12 protein-coding genes (1 of these 12 only partly in view) are annotated in these 18,628 nt (G+C 48.0%); 6 read left to right on the top strand and 6 right to left on the bottom strand.

The window, feature by feature from the left end; translation table 11 throughout:
- Positions 1–107: 107 nt before the first annotated feature.
- The 4 genes from BM100_RS09865 to adiA all read right to left on the bottom strand — a co-directional run bounded on the left by BM100_RS09865 (position 108) and on the right by adiA (position 4,957).
- Positions 108–536, bottom strand: coding sequence for a universal stress protein (locus BM100_RS09865; protein ID WP_092510438.1), 429 nt, complete (start codon positions 534–536; stop codon positions 108–110).
- Between the two features lie 151 nt (positions 537–687).
- Positions 688–1,179, bottom strand: coding sequence for an AAA family ATPase (locus tag BM100_RS09860; RefSeq protein ID WP_092510436.1), 492 nt, complete (start codon positions 1,177–1,179; stop codon positions 688–690).
- Positions 1,180–1,338: 159 nt separating this feature from the next.
- Entirely contained in the window at positions 1,339–2,667 is a 1,329-nt protein-coding gene (adiC, locus tag BM100_RS09855) for an arginine/agmatine antiporter (protein WP_092510434.1), read from the bottom strand.
- Positions 2,668–2,683: 16 nt separating this feature from the next.
- Positions 2,684–4,957, bottom strand: coding sequence for an arginine decarboxylase (gene adiA / locus BM100_RS09850; RefSeq protein WP_092510432.1), 2,274 nt, complete (start codon positions 4,955–4,957; stop codon positions 2,684–2,686).
- A 484-nt stretch (positions 4,958–5,441) separates the two neighbouring features.
- Here adiA and BM100_RS09845 point away from each other — a divergent pair, with 484 nt between their 5' ends.
- Together BM100_RS09845 and BM100_RS09840 are read left to right on the top strand one after the other, a co-directional pair.
- Positions 5,442–5,756, top strand: coding sequence for a phage holin, lambda family (locus tag BM100_RS09845; RefSeq protein WP_092510430.1), 315 nt, complete (start codon positions 5,442–5,444; stop codon positions 5,754–5,756).
- Complete coding sequence (locus tag BM100_RS09840; protein ID WP_092510428.1) at positions 5,756–6,151, top strand: structural protein; 396 nt, start codon at positions 5,756–5,758, stop codon at positions 6,149–6,151. The genes BM100_RS09845 and BM100_RS09840 overlap by 1 nt, the downstream gene beginning before the upstream one ends.
- Before the next feature lie 88 nt (positions 6,152–6,239).
- On the opposite strand, the gene BM100_RS09835 is transcribed toward BM100_RS09840, so the two are convergent.
- The gene (locus BM100_RS09835) at positions 6,240–6,677 is read right to left on the bottom strand and encodes a DUF3828 domain-containing protein (protein WP_092510426.1); all 438 of its coding nucleotides are present in this window, start codon (positions 6,675–6,677) and stop codon (positions 6,240–6,242) included.
- 134 nt (positions 6,678–6,811) lie between these two features.
- The gene (locus BM100_RS09830) at positions 6,812–8,005 is read right to left on the bottom strand and encodes an MFS transporter (RefSeq protein ID WP_092510423.1); all 1,194 of its coding nucleotides are present in this window, start codon (positions 8,003–8,005) and stop codon (positions 6,812–6,814) included.
- Between the two features lie 418 nt (positions 8,006–8,423).
- On the opposite strand from BM100_RS09830, the gene BM100_RS09825 reads away from it, so the two are divergent.
- From BM100_RS09825 to BM100_RS09810, 4 genes are all read left to right on the top strand, one after another.
- Complete coding sequence (locus tag BM100_RS09825) at positions 8,424–9,533, top strand: S-(hydroxymethyl)glutathione dehydrogenase/class III alcohol dehydrogenase (protein ID WP_092510421.1); 1,110 nt, start codon at positions 8,424–8,426, stop codon at positions 9,531–9,533.
- A gap of 146 nt (positions 9,534–9,679) precedes the next feature.
- A complete protein-coding gene (fghA, locus tag BM100_RS09820; protein WP_092510419.1) occupies positions 9,680–10,510 on the top strand; it encodes an S-formylglutathione hydrolase in 831 nt (276 codons plus the stop codon).
- A 537-nt stretch (positions 10,511–11,047) separates the two neighbouring features.
- Entirely contained in the window at positions 11,048–11,581 is a 534-nt protein-coding gene (locus BM100_RS09815) for a hypothetical protein (protein WP_092510417.1), read from the top strand.
- 339 nt (positions 11,582–11,920) lie between these two features.
- Positions 11,921–18,628: the start of a non-ribosomal peptide synthetase gene (locus BM100_RS09810; protein ID WP_092510415.1), read on the top strand. Its footprint extends 16,437 nt past the window's final position; only the first 6,708 of its 23,145 coding nucleotides appear in the window; the start codon lies at positions 11,921–11,923; its stop codon lies beyond the right edge, outside the window.

Genomic DNA, 18,628 nt, shown 5'->3' with positions numbered 1-18,628 from the left:
TCTATTGAGTGTCAATCGTAAAGCAGCCACCAAAAACCTATACAATCACTAACTCACTATTCACGATGGCGGTATCGTACGGTTTACCGCATTATTTACCGTACTATTTACCGCACAACCAGTACGGATGTTTTTGCGTACCTGACAACCCCTGAGGCATTAGAACCCAATAAGTGAGTAGTAATGTTAGGCCGTCTTGAACCTATAACTATCAAATCAGCGCCGATCTCACTGGCTGTAGACGCTATTTCGTCCCTTGGTGAACCAAATGCTATCGAATAAGAGATGTCAGATATCGGTAAATCAATAGAATCTGCCAGCGCTTTCAAGGCTTGTTCCGCTTTGATAGTCGCTTTATCTTTAATCTCCATATAGCCTAATGCATAAGCATTAATAATCGCTGATGAAATCGGCAATACATGCAGGAAATGTATTTTTGCCCCTGTTTCTTTGGCGATTTTAAGCGCGCTCTCAACGGCCTTGTTGGTCAAATCTTCTTCCGAAATATCCACTGGTACTAAAATAGTTTTGTACATATTGCACGCTCCTATCACTGAAATACCAAGTTATCCTGATTTCTTTAGTATATGGAAATTCAGGCAACTTACTGTGAGTTATCTAACACCTAAACATGTTAGTCTCTATACTCTTAATCTTTCAAGTTAGCAGATAACCCATCGCAGTCAGCTACACCGTCTTGGCTATTATCTCATCGACAGTTGTGGCGATGGGTTGCTGTGTGTCGAACTCAAATGTTGCTGACTGCCGTAACATTGGCTCAATCATATCAATCAACTCAATAACCTTCCTTCTGTCTTCCAAGGATTGACCGTAGGCATTTCCAGAGCGCAAGCTGAGACGCTCCAAAATCGTATCTCGTGGTGCGGATAACAAGATCACAATATCGATCAGATCGTAAAACTGGGTCATGTTTTCAGCGCAGCCACTTACAAACAAATTTTCTGCCTTGTTATGGCGAAGTAAATGACGAACAGCCTCTTCTTTCCAAACCCAATCTTGCCCCTCTCTGGGCGTCAATCCGTCATTTGAAACGGTGGAAACCCAGTGCGACCATTCGGGCGTATCCAAGTCAACCGCTTGATAACCTCGCCGAATGAGTTCAACAATAACTGACGACTTACCTGTCCCAGACATTCCAGTAATCAAAATGCGCTTCATTGGTTCACTTTCCCCATATCCGAATTAATTCGATTAAGAAGCAGACATATTGCTCCAACTCCCCTCTTGGCCGCTACAGTTAATTAAAAACAGGACTGTTCATAACGCATAAAAAAAAAGGCGCTGATATTTCAGCACCTTGTGACATCCTAAAGTGGATTAATCTTTTTTATCCAATGGGAACGCAACCGGGTGTTTTGTATTGTAATTAAACGTGTACATCGCCGTAATGATCATCATTACGATCAAAGTCCAGACCACCTCTTTTGATCCGGTTCCCAACACCGCCCAGATACAGTAAATGAAAGCAATAAATGTGATAACAACATATTTCATCTTTTCATTGCCCAGGTGCCCGTGGCCAATCAGCAGTAACGCGGCACAAGTATACAAATAAGGTATCAGGGTAAAAATGACTGATACGGAAGAAACCAGACCAAACTCTTTGGCTGCGTTCGGCGATATGCTGCTGAGCTGGAATATGGTCATCAAGATACCAAGGATCAACAGGCCTGCAACCGGAGTGCCTTCTTTATTGACCTTGGCAAAAATTGACGGAAATAACCCATCATCAGCGGCGGCTTTAGCCGTCTGCCCGGCGAGCAATGTCCATCCTCCCAGCGATCCCAGACATCCTGCCGCAGCACAGAAAGCAACCACAGCGCCGGCGGTATCTCCCAACGCCAATCTGGCGGCATCACCAAAAGGTGAAGATGAAATTTTCAATGCTTCATTGGGGATCATGCCCATAATCACGCTGCTGGACAGAACGTAACAAACCGCCGCGATAAGCACACCGCCGATCGTTGCAATCGGTACGTTGCGTTTGGGGTTTTTGACCACACCGGCAGCAACGGAAGCACTTTCAACACCAATGAAAGACCACAAGGTCACGTTTAAAATGCTCTGAATGGCACCGAACGTATTCAACCCACTGACGTTCCATGCATCCATGTAGACTTCGCCTTTGAACCAAAACCAACCAAATACCGCAGTCGCCACAATGGGAATCAATGCCAAAGTTGTTGCCACGGCCTGCACTCGGGTAATCACATGTGGCCCAATGATGTTCAAGAAAACGAATATCCACAATATTGCGATACACGTAATGGTCAGAATCACCGGCTCTTTTAAGATTGGGAAAAAATAACCCAAATAGCCCACCCCAATGACCACCATTGCTATATTGCCTATCCAGCACGCCAGCCAATACAGAACGTTGGTCTGGTAGCCAAGAAAAGGCCCGAAGGCTCTTCGGGCATAAGCATAAGAACCTCCGGGGCTGTCATCCAGAGAGGAGATTTTGGCATACACTATCGATAACCCGACAGCACCGATAATCGTCACCAACCAGCCAAGAATGGCGATGCCTCCCGTTGAAGCCAGACTGGCAGGCAACAGGAACACCCCTGACCCCATGATATTCCCCGCAACCATCAATGTGACGGGGATCAGTCCGACTTTTTTCGCGTCTGAAACTGTAGCCATAATTATCTTCCCGTATTCACTTTTTTATACACATTACGTGATAAACACCGTTGATAATCTCCGTCCCTTCCGTTTCATGCTCAAAGCCCGGGAATTGGTGATCCCATTTTTGCAATGCGTGCAGGTAGCCAATTTGTGGACTGGTTTTGTCGCCAAAGTTCTCCCCGGAGAGAAGCATTGGAATGCCCGGTGGGTAGGGAATGATGGAGTTCGCGGCAATACGGTGGGGCAAATCATCCAGCGCTACCATCTCCACATTGTTGGATACAATCGCTTGATACGCCGCACGCGGTGTCATGGCCATTTCAGGCAAACCCGCATAGGCCTGGTTCAGTTTTTCCCCCGGATTGTTCTGCCGCAGATAATCAAACATTTTGTCGCCCAGATCTTTCAATCCCAAATGATCATAAACATCCGGATACTGTTTGACCAAATCTGGCAACACCTTGTTTAGCGGTGTATTGGCATCATAATGGTGTTTGAAAGACAGCAACGTGTTGAGCAATGTTCCCCATTTCCCTTTCGTTATTCCCATAGAGAACAGGAACATAATCTGAAAATCGGTGGTACGGGTAGGCACAATGCCATGCTGGCTCAACCATGCCGTTACCAATGCTGCCGGCACCCCTTGTTTCAGCAATTTGCCATTCTTGCCCATGCCCGGTGCCAATATGCTGACTTTAATCGGGTCGAGCATACTCCAGTCATCCGGCAAATCTTCAAAACCATGCCAACTATCGCCCGGGCGCATTACCCAGGAACTTTGCTCTTTCGTCAGCAAATCTTTGGGGGCATCTTCAAACGCAATTTTCTTGCCCGTGGCAGGATCTGTCACTTGTTCCTGATTCCACGGCTTAAAGAACCAATCGCCTTTTTTGCCGAAATCCCGATTCAGGCGAGCCAGTGCCTGACGAAAATCAACGGCTTCTTCAATCACTTCTTGTGTCAAAGAGTAACCACTATTGCCATCCATCATTGAAACTGCGATGTCGTTGGAAGCGCAAATCGCATACAAAGGAGATGTGGTCGCATGCATCATGTAGGCTTGGTTGAATCTAGAAAAATCGACAGGATTGCGGCCATCACGGACATGAATAAAAGAGGCTTGCGAGAGCGCATTCAATAGCTTGTGCGATGAATGCGTGGCAAAAACAGTTGGCCCTGCATGCTTTTTGGGATCGCCACGCATTGCGTAATGATCATGATAAATTGGGTTAAAGCGGGCATATCCATACCATGCTTCATCAAAATGTATCCTATCAACACTTTTATCCAGCAATTCCTGCACATGTTTCGCGTTATAACAAACTCCGTCATAAGTACAGTTTGTCACTACGCTATAAACTGGCTTTTGGTTGGCAACATCTTTGGTGAGTGGATTTTGCTTCAGCTTTTTCTGTAAAGTTTTCGCCTGCATTTCTTGCGGATAGATAGGCCCGATGATGCCATAGCGGTTACGGCTTGGCAGCATATAAACAGGTTTCGCACCTGTCAGGATCAAGCCTTGCTCAATGGATTTATGGCAATTCCGGTCGATGATCACCACGTCATCTTCGGTCATACAGGCCTGCATAATCGTACGGTTAGAGCCAGAGGTGCCAACGACAACCGAATAAGAGTGATCTGCACCAAATACTCTGGCCGCATTTTTTTCACTTTCACCAAATGCCCCGGTGTGATCCAGCAACGAACCCAATGAGGCACGCTCAATTCCCATATCGGTGCGGAAAAGATTTTCCCCATAATAATCATGATACAGGCGGCCGGCTGGCGTTTTATTAAATCCCACCCCACCCTGATGCCCGGGTGCAGCCCAAGAATATTCATAGGTTCGGCTGTATTTCATCAAGGCAGACATTAAAGGAGGCAGTAATTGTTGGCGATAGCGATGCATTGCTGCAATTGCACGACCGGCAATAAAATCGACAGAGTCTTCCAATATCCAGGCAAATTCTGTTAGTTGTTCCAGCAATTCATGGTTCAGCAGAAATATACTTTTTTCCCTATCGCTTAATAAAAAAACAGGAACATTTTCCTGCCGTTCAAATAGTTTATTCAGCAGTCTTTGTATATCTTGATATAAATCATCATCCATAAGTGCACAGCTTACCATTAAACAATCGACAGGCTCATTGGATGAAATAATCGTATAGCTATCATCAAAAGAGTCGGCAACAACAACGTCAACATCTTTTTCGGCTAATTTTCCTGCCAACCTTTGCACTGCATTTTCGATATAGTGGCTATGATATCGTGTACCCATTTCATTTTTTGCGATCAAAACTTTCATGACATTTTTCCTTACACTATCTTGACTTGAACTGATAACTTGACTTGAACTGACAAGTTCCGCTTGAGCCGACAAGAGGATTTCAATGCTGTCTGGCGATTGTCACAGGAGTGATGGTCATAAATATCAACGATACAATTACAATAAATAACTATTTGTTGTCACATAATTTTTTTATACAAAATCACATTGATTAATATAGTGTCTATTTTGAATTGTGCAATTTAGATGGGTTTGCCTTTCAATAGAGAGACAGCGAATAAATAAGTAACAAACTGATAAGTAAGGGGCAGAGCACAATAGCATCCGAATGTGGATTTTCTTTATTGGCGTTACCATAAAAGAGTACGGGACATCATTGAATGAGCGCAGGAAGCTAATCACAATTTCACCGATTTACAGGCAATTTGCCTTATATCACCAGATTTAACTTCCTACTAACTCCTGTCGCCATGATGCCCATCACTCAAATATGGAATTAATCATGAAAGAACATCCTGATTTATGGGCTGATTTACTTAATGGAATGAAAAACTCATGGCCGCAAATATCCGGTTCAATTTTGGCCATCATGATTTGTTATGGCCGTCTGATTTATGACGGGGTAGAGCGAAAAAATCGCTGGGTTGAACCGCTGCTGTGCGGAGCGCTCTCGTGGGGATTTTCCAGTGGATTGGAGCTGTTTGGTATTCCAAGCAGTGTTTCACCCGCTCTCGGTGGGGCTGTTGGTTTTATTGGCGTCGAAAAAATTCGGGAATTTGCTGCCCGAGCAATTAATAAACGTTTAGGAGATAAATAATGACAAGAGGGATCCGTAACCATAACCCAGGTAATATTCGCCATCACGATAAATGGCAAGGTTTGCGTGATGAACAAACAGATAAATCATTTTGCCAATTTGTAGCGCCTGAGTATGGAATACGAGCCATGCTGAAAATCTTGCGCAATTACGAGCGCAAATACGGCTATAATACGATTCGCCAGTTTATTTCTCGTTGGGCGCCTCCCAATGAAAATAACACTGAAAATTACATTGCATATGTTTGCAAAGCGGTCGATATCCCCAATAACGCAGTTATTGATGTGGATAATAAAGTGACAATGGCGCGATTGGTTAAAGCGATTATCCAGATGGAAAACGGCCAACAGCCTTATTCTGATGAAATTATCGAGCGGGCATTTGAATTGCTGTAAGGTTTATTGTAAAACTCGCTGATCATATATCAGAATCCATATGGATTCTGATATTTTTTCCTAACCCTGATATATGCCGATTATTGTGCTATCTATGAAAACTTCTGACTGAAACTATTTTCCAACTTTTGTTTTCTTTTTCCAAAGTGACTAAAAGATAATTAGGGTGCCCACTCACTTTTCCTAAAATAACTTTCGTTTTAGCCACAGTCTCCGTTTTACTAAGAGGAATAACATCTACATTTAACCAATAATCATAGATGTCTTGAGCCTTGACATAATAGTTCACGCCATATTCAACTTCTGTTGAACCACAATCATCATAATCTCCTGGTTCATTACAGCTTGTAGCATCATCAATTTTTTTCAGTAATGATTCTGAAACGTATTCTTTAAGTTTATTTTGAGAAAGTTTCCGAGGTGTATCTGATTTTTGCATATGCCATATATAAAACTCTTTAGCGACCTCCTCCGGTGATTGCTGTTCTGATTCAGCATAGGCAGTTGCCTGCCCAAACAGAAACAACGAAATAATTAAATATACTGAAAAACTTCATGAAAAATATCGATTCATTTTTGACCCGTTAATAAAATGGCGCATTTCAAACATTATCTAATAATTACAATGCGTTACCTAATACTAAAATTTTTATTTTACCTTTATAGATTTTTTACTTCCCCTGCCCCTACTCCAGTGGGTTTAGCCTGTTTTGCGCTTCCAACTAACGCCATCGCAAGCTCAAGAACCGCTATTGCTGCCAATACAATAATGAATAAGGTTTTTCCGGCTTCAACCAAGATCCAGCCACCTATCATCGGAAAGCCAAATATTCCGACAAAATAAGCAACCACGAACCACGTCAGAGCGGCATGGCGGTTTTCAAGGGCGGAGTCATTGATTGCCCATGTTTGAATGACCGGATACACCAATCCATAGCCTAAGCCGGTGAAAATGGCGGCGGCAATCTGAAATGCTGAGTGAACAGGTATACCAAGCAAGAATAAAATGCCCAGTATCAAACATGACATTAACGCGGTGACAAGTGGTATACGGGGAATGACGGATAAATAGCGTGCCAGCAAAAGCCGCGATACAACGACAGTCAGTGCATGGACAGCGAAAAAGGTACTGGCGTTGGCTTGTGTTCCTTCGACCAGTGAACCCTGAAATGCCATCATGCCGGAGAACACACAACCGCCAAGCCCGACCATAATGATAGGCCGGAGCGCGCTGCTTTTCGCAATCTTTGTTATGTTTTTCACCCAAGGCCGCAATGATAATTCCCGTTGCGCACGGGGTTCCCTGCTCCCAAAGACGGCGAAAAATAGAGCTGCGAAAATGCCTACAATACCCACGAGGAGAAAGGTGATTAAGATAGGCACCTGTCCCTGCTGAACCGCTATAGTCAGGATAATTGGACTGCCGCAAATACCGGCCATTTGAAACGCACTGAAACGCGTAAACCAATGTCCTCTGTCTGCATCAGAAACACGTTCAGACAGCGCCATCGGCCCGCTGATGTAGAACATTCCCCAACCCAGCCCGATCAAGAAAGCGGCAATGCGTGGCGTATAATCCAGCCCGCCACCGGAACTGCTAAAGAGAAAATAGCCACAAGACAGTGACAGTGCAGCAAGGGCGGCAAAGCGCGAAGCCTCCAGCTTGCCAGAAAACCATCCAACCAAGGGTACGCCAATCAATGTACCGACCAAAGCCACGCTAAGGGTTGCCCCGGTATCAATATCACTTCCGCCATTTGAGCGGAAATATTCTGAGATCAAAAAGGTCGCGCCATATCCTCCCGCAATAAACATTGTGCCGAATAAGAGAAAAAGTGCTGACGTTGTTCGCATGAATTAAACTCCATATTCAATATCACTGAGAGAGGAATGATGAGTGAAACTGGCCTTATCAAAAAAGGAAACACTCTGTCAAAACACAGAATATATCGGGAAAGTTTAAGTATTCCAGTACAATAAAACTTCACTGAATAAATTGCGATCAGCTTCACTTATTATGCAATCCAATAGATCCCCCATTAAATTCCGCTTTTTTTAGATTGCCCGCCATATACCATCCGATACTGAATATTTAATTCTCACAGCAGCCAATGCGGAATGGTGATCAAAATGGAACTGAGATCAAAGTGCAACCGTGATCACAGTTAGCACAAACCATAACAACCGGTTATTGAATTTGCGTTACAACTATAGCGTTATCAATATAAGACTATTCTCAGCAAAAAATACTCTCAGCAAAAAGAGGAACTCTATGAAATCGCGCGCTGCCGTTGCCTTTGGGCCAAATCAACCTCTCGAAATTGTCGAAATTGATGTCGCCCCTCCGAAAGCAGGTGAAGTGATGATCAAAATCAGCCATACCGGCGTTTGCCATACGGATGCCTTTACCCTGTCAGGCGACGATCCCGAAGGTTTATTTCCTGTCGTTCTGGGGCACGAGGGGGCGGGTGTGGTTGTTGAAGTCGGTGACGGTGTAACCAGTGTTAAACCCGGTGATCATGTTATTCCATTGTATACCGCCGAATGCGGCAAATGTGACTTTTGCCAATCCGGCAAGACAAACCTTTGCATTGCAGTGCGTGACACGCAAGGTAAGGGCCTCATGCCGGATGGTACAACACGTTTTTCCTACAATGGGCAGCCTCTCTATCATTACATGGGCTGTTCTACATTCAGTGAATATACGGTGGTTGCAGAAGTCTCACTGGCAAAAATAAACCCTGCCGCAAATCATGAGCATGTTTGCCTGTTGGGCTGCGGTGTCACTACCGGTATCGGTGCTGTGCATAATACAGCCAAAGTGCAACCGGGGGATTCTGTGGCAGTCTTCGGGCTGGGGGGCATTGGCCTTGCTGTGATTCAGGGCGCCAGACAAGCAAAGGCAGGACGCATTATTGCCATTGATACCAATCCGACCAAATTTGAATTGGCAAAGCAGTTCGGTGCCACTGATTGCATCAATCCCAACGATCATGATAAACCCATCCAGCAAGTTATTCTGGATATGACAAAATGGGGCGTTGATCATACTTTCGAGTGTATCGGCAACGTTAATGTCATGCGGGCAGCTCTTGAGAGTGCGCATCGCGGCTGGGGACAATCCGTAATCATCGGCGTGGCCGGTGCAGGCCAGGAGATTTCTACCCGACCATTCCAGCTTGTCACAGGACGCACATGGAAAGGCACCGCCTTTGGTGGCGTGAAAGGCCGCAGCCAATTGCCGGGCATGGTGGAAGATGCGATGAAAGGCGAGATTGAGCTTGCTCCTTTTGTTACCCATACCATGCCACTGGAAGAGATAAATGAAGCGTTCGATTTGATGCATGAAGGTAAATCGATCCGGACAGTCATTCATTACTGATCACGCGGTTTTGTTATTTCTTGTCAGCAAAAATAGCAGCAGAAATAAAAAGCAGTAGAGAAACCCAAAGCCGCATTGTCAGTCAATGCGGTACAGAATAAACCTGTCGGTACATTGAAAATAATTTGAGAGAGAAGAAAAAGGTGATGGAAAGAATCGAGCATCACGCCTGTTATGGCGGGTGGCAGGATGTTTATCAGCATGAATCAGCGGTTTTGGGTTGCCAGATGCGTTTTGCCATTTTCTTGCCACCGCAAATAACAAAGAAAAAATTACCTGTTCTGTATTGGCTTTCAGGATTGACTTGCACTGAACAGAATTTCATGACGAAAGCCGGCGCCCAGCGTTATGCGGCTGAACATGGCATCGTCATTGTGGCACCCGATACCAGCCCGCGGGGTGATGGCGTTGCTGATGATCCGGTTTACTCTCTTGGGCAAGGCGCAGGTTTCTATCTTAATGCCACACAACAGCCTTGGGCTGCGCATTATCGCATGTACGACTATGTTGTCTCTGAATTACCCGAGCTGATTGAGGCAAATTTTGATGTGACTGATGTTCGGGCAATTAGCGGACATTCTATGGGTGGCCACGGCGCAATGGTCATTGCATTGAAAAATCCGGGGCGTTATCGCAGCGTATCCGCTTTCTCCCCCATTGTCGCCCCCAGTCAGGTGCCATGGGGCAAAAATGCATTTTCCACGTATCTTGGCGAAGATCTCGCTGCCTGGAAGCAATATGACACTGTAGAATTGATCCAGCATGTGCAAGAGGGGCTCCCAATCCTGATTGAACAAGGGCTAAATGATGATTTTCTGAAAAATCAATTACGCCCTGAACTCTTGCAAGCGGTTTGTGATGAAATCGGCTACCCGGTCACCATTAATTTTCATCCGGAGTATGACCACAGCTATTACTTTATTGCCAGCTTCATTGGAGAACATATCACTTATCATGCCAACGCAATGGCACAATAGCACCGAGGTAGTAACGTAAGCACAGCAACACGGATGCCTATTGAAAGGCAGCGTGAATAAATGAGATGACATATGGAGTGTCTGCGCGGCATAAAATCAAATGATTGAATGCCAGTGCTTCGAATGCGCAGCCCAGACACTTCATCGATGCCAAAACAAGGAAATGTTAAGGTCCATTGCAATTCAACGAAACAACCACCACTATGTGAACCCTCAAAAAATCAATTTCATATACAAAATACAACGTTGGTTTATCAAATTTTGCCAAAACGTTAGGTAAGATTCTTACATCTATGAAAGTTATGAATATTTTTGATATACGCAATGGATTTCAAATTGCATCGCGGCGGCAAGAGAGAGCATCCCCGGTCACATAGCTAGCCGTACGGTGATCAAGGTGAGCGACGCAGCCAACAAAGAGGCAGTTTGAAAGACGAAGTGTATAAAGACTGACAGGCCCGTACAAGTTAACTAATTTCGGTACATTCTCGATGTAGTTTGTGTCGAACGAAATATTTCAACGATCGAGGTGTATACATGCACGTCAAGTATATTGGGGAAAACGATCCCCAACACAATTTAGTCAAAAACAAGATTTATAAGATCACGGTAAATGATGATGGCAGTTACATGATCAACGGCACTTTTGTGCATCCTGACTCTGTCACTGCTGCTTACCCACATTCACACTCTGAATTAATCGTTAAATATGCAAATTTCGCGGTTGAAAGCGACGAACCCTGGCGCTGGTTCCAAGAACGTACAAGTGCTTGCGTTAGCTGGCAGGATTGCACCAAGCCCCTGACGTTCGATCCAAGTTGCGAGTATCGGCTTAAACCCAATCCGCAAATTACGCGCATTGGTGACTGGGACGTCCCGGTGCCTGAACGCAAGCCGCCATTAAAAGGCACGACATATTATTCACCGGACTTATTGTCTGAGAATTTCGTTGATCCGCTCATCTGGGACGGCAGTAAGTTTGATTTACGCTTGCTAAAGCGAGGATTAGTACACCTAACCTCGGAAGCGGCAAATATCCATGCATGCGCATTACTTTCTTTTATCAAATGACTGCTGAAAAGCAGTCTTCCCCCTTTCCTCCTCATTTTTTTCCCCGCTTCTCACCCTCCCTTTCAATTCACGCACCTACACATTTTTCATTTGCTCTCCACTGACTTCCAATCAGCGCCTCCCTCTCTCCAGTTTTAAGCACACAACATCCGTATCAGTATTTTTGTTATCTCCTATCAAAAATAGACGAATAAAAACACTTCTATAAACAAGGTTAAAAAAATAAAGTATCTATTTATGAAATAGTTAGTTCTTCAATTTATCAGTATGTAGCAATGTCACATAACTCACATTTTATTCATTAGTCTAGTCCATAGCCTCGCTAGCAGGAGTTTAGCAATGCCTAATTCATACGGTCATATCAACAATGAAGACCAACATTTGTTTGAGAATCATTCTGCATCTCCTTCTCGTCAGTTTTCACTCAGTTCTACCCAGCAAGCTGTCTGGCTCGACCAAATCCTCCGGCCAAACAACCCTTGTTACAATATTGGTTCTGTCATTCAGTTTGAGGGAGAGTTGGATGAGGCATTGTTAGTACGTGCCTTTGAAATAGTTGTTGGACGTCATGATGCATTGCGTTTGAAACTCATCAATACCCAGAAGTTGCCCCTGCAAGAGATTATGGAATCTGCGCCGGTATCGGTGACTATTCATGATTTCACCGGATATACCAACCCAGAAGAACATGCTGAACAACATATCCGCGCCGCGTTTATGCATCCATTTGATTTGAACAGTGAACTATGGCGTTTCGAGTTACTGCGGGTCAGTGAAAATCGCTGGTATTGGCAGTTTTGTTGCCACCATTTAATCGGAGATGGCATAACTTTGGGGCTGATCCCCGAAGATATCGCCAATATTTATAGTTTGTTAATCAAAGGCGAACAGCCAACAGAAACGCCTCCTTCTTATCTTGACTACGTCAACGAAGACCGTGCTTACCAAAGCTCACAACGCTATATGCAAGATAGGCAATTCTGGCTGGAGCGCTATAAGAATTTGCCCCCTGCTTTAATCAAATCGTCAACGGCCAATCAAACCATCGATTACGGGCATTCCGAACCCCTGAGCTGGCAATTGGACAATGCACTGTTTCAGCGCATCGAAAATCTTGTGAATGAGCACGGATTATCCGTCCTGCATTTCATGTATGCCATTTTAGCGTGCTATTTTTCACGTACGCTCTCTTTTTCCCAAGCAACGGGCAGTGAAGAAATCGTCATCGGCATTCCCGTGCACAACCGTAAAAATGTCCGGCAAAAACGGATGGTGGGCATGTTTTCGTCCGTGATTCCCGTCGGTATCACTGTTGCGCCCGATGATACATTTCTCGATGTCATGAATAAGACCGCAGCAGAATTACGCCGCTGCTATAAACGCCAGCGCTTGCCAATCGCAGAGATCAACCGGCACATTCGAACCCAGCGGAAAACAGGCCATACTCAGCTTTTTGATGTGATGCTGTCATTTGAACAGATCGAAGTGAATGCCGCCATACCCAATGCCTCCCTCAAATATGCAAAAATTCAGCGGGGTTCTCCGTTTCCGCTCATTGTTGCGATTCATCAATATGCATTCAACAGTAGTGAAGATATTCATAAACCTTTTACCCTTGAGTTTGAGTTTTCACCGACTGTCCTGAGCCGAGATGAAGTCATGGCGCTTCAATCCCGCTTTATGGTGTTGATAGAAAATGCTCTCACTTCTTTTTCGGAACCCATCCGAAATCTGCCAATATTACCATCAGCTGAACGTCAGCAAGTGCTGGTGGATTTCAACGCCACGCAGACCGATTTCTCAACAGACTTTTCTGGCCACCCGCCATTGATTCACCAGTACATTGAGGCTCAGGCCGCACTGCACCCCGATGCCGTCGCCATCGCCGTTGAAGAACACACAGTCAGTTACGGCGTACTGAACCAGCGAGCCAACCAACTGGCCCACCACCTGATTACTCTGGGCGTGCGCCCCGATGAACGGGTCGCCATTTGTGTTGAACGCAGCCCGGACATGGTGGTGGGCTTGCTCGCCATCCTCAAGGCCGGCGGTGCTTACGTTCCCCTTGACCCGGCCTACCCGAGTGAACGGTTGGCTTACATGCTCAACGATGCCGCTCCCGTGGCCCTGCTGACCCAGACTGCCCTTGCCGGCAGGCTGAAACAGGCGGTACCCGCAGTGAAATACGCCACCCTGCTGCTGGATGCGCCTGACCGTTCTTTTTCTGAACAATCGACCGACAATCCAGATGTCCGCGCTGTGGGGGTATCGCCACACCATCTGGCCTATGTCATCTACACCTCCGGCTCCACCGGCTTGCCCAAGGGCGTCGAGATGCCGCTGGCAGGGTTGGTGAATTTACTGCAATGGCACCGCCAGCCTTCCCAACCCGCCGGCACCGGCAAAACCCTCCAGTTTGCCGCGCTGGGATTTGACGTCGCCTTTCAGGAAATCTTCACCACCCTGTGTGACGGTGGCTGTCTGGTGCTGATTAATGAATCCCTGCGCCGACAACCCGACCAGCTTCTCCGCCTGATTGCCCGGCACCGGATTGACCGGATTTTCCTGCCCTACATTGCGCTCCAGCACCTTGCCGATGCCGCCGGTGAAAGCGAGGCGGATTTTTCCTGTCTGGCCCATATCGTGACCGCCGGTGAACAACTGCGTATCACCCCGGCCATTCAGCGTTTCCTGCACCGTGCCGGAAACTGCCGTCTGCACAATCACTATGGCCCGACCGAAAGCCACGTGACAACCGCTTACATGCTGGAGCAGGAGCCGGCACAATGGCCGGTGTTGCCCCCCATCGGCCGCCCGATTGCCAACAACCGTATCTATATCCTTGATGCCGACAGGCAGCCCGTGCCCCTTGGTGTGACCGGAGAAATTTACATCGCCGGCCGCGGGGTTGCCCGCGGTTATCTGAACCGCCCTGAACTGACGGCGGAACGTTTCCTTATCGACCCTTTCTGTACAGAAACCGGCGCCCGCATGTACAAAACCGGCGACCTTGGCCGCTGGCGGCCGGATGGCAATATCGACTATCTGGGCCGCAATGATTTTCAGGTGAAAGTGCGTGGCTTCCGCGTGGAGTTGGGCGAAATTGAAGCCCAGTTGATGCGCTGCCACGGCGTGCGTGAAGCGGTTGTGATTGCCCGGAATGAAGGCGCTGACCCGCAGCGTCTGGTTGCCTACCTGCGCCCCGCAGACGGCGTGAAACTGCAACCCGCCAAACTGCGTCAGCAACTCGCCCAGCATCTTGCCGATTATATGCTGCCCAGCGCCTTTGTGGTGCTCAACGCATTTCCGCAAACCCCCAACGGCAAACTGGATCGCCAAGCCCTGCCTGCACCGGATACCGCGTCAGTGGCAACGCGAGCCTATGAAGCCCCGCGGGGTGAAACAGAAGCAACGCTGGCGCAAATCTGGCAGGCATTGCTGGGACTGGAGCGCGTCGGCCGCCATGACCATTTCTTTGAGCTGGGCGGGCATTCATTGCTGGCTATTCAACTGGTGGCCCGCGTACGCCAAGTGCTGGCAAAAGAGTTACCGTTGCAAACGCTCTTTGCACAACCGGTGCTGATGGTGCTGGCCCACACGCTGACCGACACCGCCGAAACAACGCAGACCGCTATTCCTGTGGTTGATGATCGCCAGCAATCCCTGCCGCTGTCCTTTGCCCAGCAACGCCTGTGGTTCCTCACCCAGCTCTCTCCGGCGGCCAGTCTGGCCTACCATATTCCCGTCGCTTTGCGTCTGGCCGGTCAACTTAACTATACCGCCCTGAACACCGCACTTAGCCGTCTGGTTGCCCGCCATGAAAGCCTGCGCACGTATTTTATCTCAGTAGAAGGGCTGCCGTACCAACGCATTGCCTCCGCCAATATTGGCTTCGCGCTGCCCTGCCATGATCTGCGCCAGTGTGATCCTGCCTTGCACAACCAGCGCATTGCTGAGTTCACCGATATTGATGCCCGGACACCTTTTGACTTTACCCACGGCCCGCTTATACGTGGTCAATTGTTGCAACTGGCAGATGATGAACATGTCTTGTTGCTCACCCTGCACCACATTATTTCCGATGGCTGGTCCATTGGCGTGCTGGTACGTGAGCTGGGAACCCTTTACCACGCAATCCTTGAAGGCCAAGATGATCCTTTGCCCGCCTTGCCCATTCAATATGCAGATTATGCCGCTTGGCAGCATGAATGGTTGCAGGGCGATCTGCTCGCGACACAGCGTGATTTCTGGTATTCACAACTTGAAGGCGCGCCGGCCTTACTGACATTGCCACTCGATCGGCCGCGCGCCTCGGTGCAATCCTATGTCGGCAATCAGGTTCCGTTCCATCTTGATGCAACCACGCTGGCCTCGCTCAAGGCATTGGGACAACACCATAACTGCACATTATTCATGACCATACTGGCCGCATGGAGCATTGTCCTTGCCCGGTTGAGTGGTCAGGATGACATTGTCATCGGTACGCCGGTTGCCAATCGTCCAAGCCAAGAACTAGAAGGAACCATTGGTTTCTTCGTCAATACGCTGGCATTGCGTATCACACTTCATGACGATATCAGCGTGGCAGACCTGCTGGCGCAAGTCCGCGAACGGGCGCTTGCTGCCTATGACCATCAGGATTTGCCTTTCGAGCAGGTGGTGGAAGCATTGCAGCCTGAACGCAGCTTAAGCTACAGCCCGATCTTTCAGGTCATGTTGGCGTTGGACAATACCCCCATTCAGGAACAAACCACATCCGGGCTGCAAATCTCCCGCATGGAACAAGTGACCCACAGTGCCCACTTCGATTTGATGCTGCTGTTGACAGAAACCGATACGGGATTGAATGGCGGATTGGAATATGCATCTGACTTGTTCGATACCGCAACTGCGGAACGCATGGTGGGTTATCTGAAGCGCATATTGCTGGCAATGGCTTCCGATCTGACCCTGTTTACTGAAACGGAATTAGTGGCTGAACCAACCTCACCAACCAAGGTGCGGACGGCTGCCACACAAACCGCAATGACGTTGCCAATGTTGTCGGATGCAGAAAGGCAACAACTCTTGGTGGATTTCAACGCCACTCAGGCGGATTTTCCGCAACATGCATTAATTCACCAACTGTTTGAAGCTCAGGCAGCAAAAAATCCTGATGCAACGGCGGTTGTCGTTGGCAATCAGACTCTGACCTACGGTGAACTGAATCGCCGCGCCAATCGTCTGGCCCATTATCTGATGACGCTGGGCGTGCGCCCGGATGATCGGGTGGCAATTTGTATTGAGCGCAGTCCGGAGATGGTGGTAGGTTTACTCGGCGTCCTCAAGGCTGGCGGGGCTTATGTACCGTTCGATCCGGCTTATCCTGCCGAACGGCTGGCATACATGCTGGAAGATTCAGCACCGATGGCCCTGCTGACCCAAACCGCGCTTGCCAACAAACTGGCGACTTCGGTGCCAACAATCATGCTCGATGCCCAAGCGCCATTGTCCCAAGCTATTTTTTCGCCAACAGACGGGCCTGACCACAATCCGGCGATTCAGGCGCTGACATCACACCATCTGGCGTATGTTATTTATACTTCCGGCTCCACCGGTTTACCCAAGGGGGTCGCGATTGCCCACCGCAACACGGTGAATTTCCTGACTTGGGCGCAACGCACTTTTAGTCCGGAAGAATTGGCGCATACATTGTTTGCGACTTCCCTTAACTTTGACTTGGCGGTATTCGAATGTTTCGCGCCACTGATATCCGGCGGCACTGTGCATATTGTGCCGGACGTACTGTCACTGGTTGCCGCCAAATCCGCCGACGCCGAAACAGGCCATACAGGACAAACAACCAGTCTGATCAATACCGTGCCTTCCGCCATCGCGCATCTGATAGACATTGATGCCGTGCCCAAGAGTACCCGGACGATCAACTTAGCCGGTGAAGCGCTGAAAGCGCATGTCGTTGAACAACTATTCGCCCATTCTGCCATCCAGAATGTGTGCAATCTGTACGGCCCTTCTGAAACAACGACCTATTCAACATGGACACGGATGGATCGAGCCACTGGTTTTAGCCCTCATATCGGCCGCCCCATCGCCAATACCCAGATTTATATTCTGGATCCGCATGGTCAACCTGTTGCCCTTGGTGTTATTGGCGAGATCTACATTGCCGGTAGCGGTGTTGCCCGCGGTTATCTGAATCGGCCTGAATTGACCGCCGAACGTTTTATTGTCGACCCGTTCTCCAAAGACGCAGGGGCACGCATGTACAAAACCGGCGATCTGGGTCGCTGGTTGCCTGACGGCAATATTGAATACCTTGGCCGCAATGATTTTCAGGTCAAACTGCGTGGCTTCCGCATCGAGCTGGGTGAAATTGAAGCCCAATTGATGCAGTGTCATGGTGTGCGTGAAGCCGTGGTCATTGCCCGTGAAGATCTCTCTGATGAAAGCGTCAACCATCAAGAGCCGTCTTCTAAAAAAACGCAGAAACGGCTGGTCGCCTATTTGCGCCCAATGGAGGGCGCAGAGCTTCAACCAGCAGATCTGCGCCAGCAACTTGCCCAGCATCTCGCTGAATACATGCTGCCCAGTGCGTTTGTCATGTTGGATACCTTCCCGCTGACGTCCAACGGTAAACTTAACCGTCAGGCACTCCCTGCCCCGGATTTACATGCCGTAATAGCACGCAACTATGAAGCCCCAGCCGGGGAGGCCGAAATTACGCTGGCGCAAATTTGGCAAGATTTACTGGGGCTGGAGCAAGTCAGTCGCCATGACCATTTCTTCGAATTGGGCGGCCACTCGCTGATGATCGTCGGCCTGATCGAGCAACTGTACAACTTAGGTTGGCAGCTTGATGTCCGCAGTGTCTTCTCCTCCCCGATCCTGAGTGAGATGGCACTGGCGGTTAAACAAAATGTTGAAGCATTTTCCGTGCCGGCCAATCTGATTCCCGCGGATTGCAGCGCCATCACGCCTGAGATGCTGCCCCTGATTACGCTGTCCCAGGCTGAAATTGATGCCATTGTTGACGCAACGGTCGGCGGC

Source organism: Xenorhabdus mauleonii (assembly GCF_900113945.1).
Taxonomy (GTDB): Bacteria; Pseudomonadota; Gammaproteobacteria; order Enterobacterales; family Enterobacteriaceae; genus Xenorhabdus; species Xenorhabdus mauleonii.
Note: the sequence above shows the minus strand (reverse complement) of the source record. Positions and strands in the feature narration are given on the sequence as shown.

Excerpts from the sequence above, each read along its gene's own strand:
- BM100_RS09865 (WP_092510438.1), bottom strand. The coding sequence starts at position 536 with ATGTACAAAACTATTTTAGTACCAGTGGATATTTCGGAAGAAGATTTG.
- BM100_RS09860 (WP_092510436.1), bottom strand. The coding sequence starts at position 1,179 with ATGAAGCGCATTTTGATTACTGGAATGTCTGGGACAGGTAAGTCGTCA.
- adiC (WP_092510434.1), bottom strand. The coding sequence starts at position 2,667 with ATGGCTACAGTTTCAGACGCGAAAAAAGTCGGACTGATCCCCGTCACA.
- adiA (WP_092510432.1), bottom strand. The coding sequence starts at position 4,957 with ATGAAAGTTTTGATCGCAAAAAATGAAATGGGTACACGATATCATAGC.
- BM100_RS09845 (WP_092510430.1), top strand. The coding sequence starts at position 5,442 with ATGAAAGAACATCCTGATTTATGGGCTGATTTACTTAATGGAATGAAA.
- BM100_RS09840 (WP_092510428.1), top strand. The coding sequence starts at position 5,756 with ATGACAAGAGGGATCCGTAACCATAACCCAGGTAATATTCGCCATCAC.
- BM100_RS09830 (WP_092510423.1), bottom strand. The coding sequence starts at position 8,005 with ATGCGAACAACGTCAGCACTTTTTCTCTTATTCGGCACAATGTTTATT.
- BM100_RS09825 (WP_092510421.1), top strand. The coding sequence starts at position 8,424 with ATGAAATCGCGCGCTGCCGTTGCCTTTGGGCCAAATCAACCTCTCGAA.
- fghA (WP_092510419.1), top strand. The coding sequence starts at position 9,680 with ATGGAAAGAATCGAGCATCACGCCTGTTATGGCGGGTGGCAGGATGTT.
- BM100_RS09815 (WP_092510417.1), top strand. The coding sequence starts at position 11,048 with ATGCACGTCAAGTATATTGGGGAAAACGATCCCCAACACAATTTAGTC.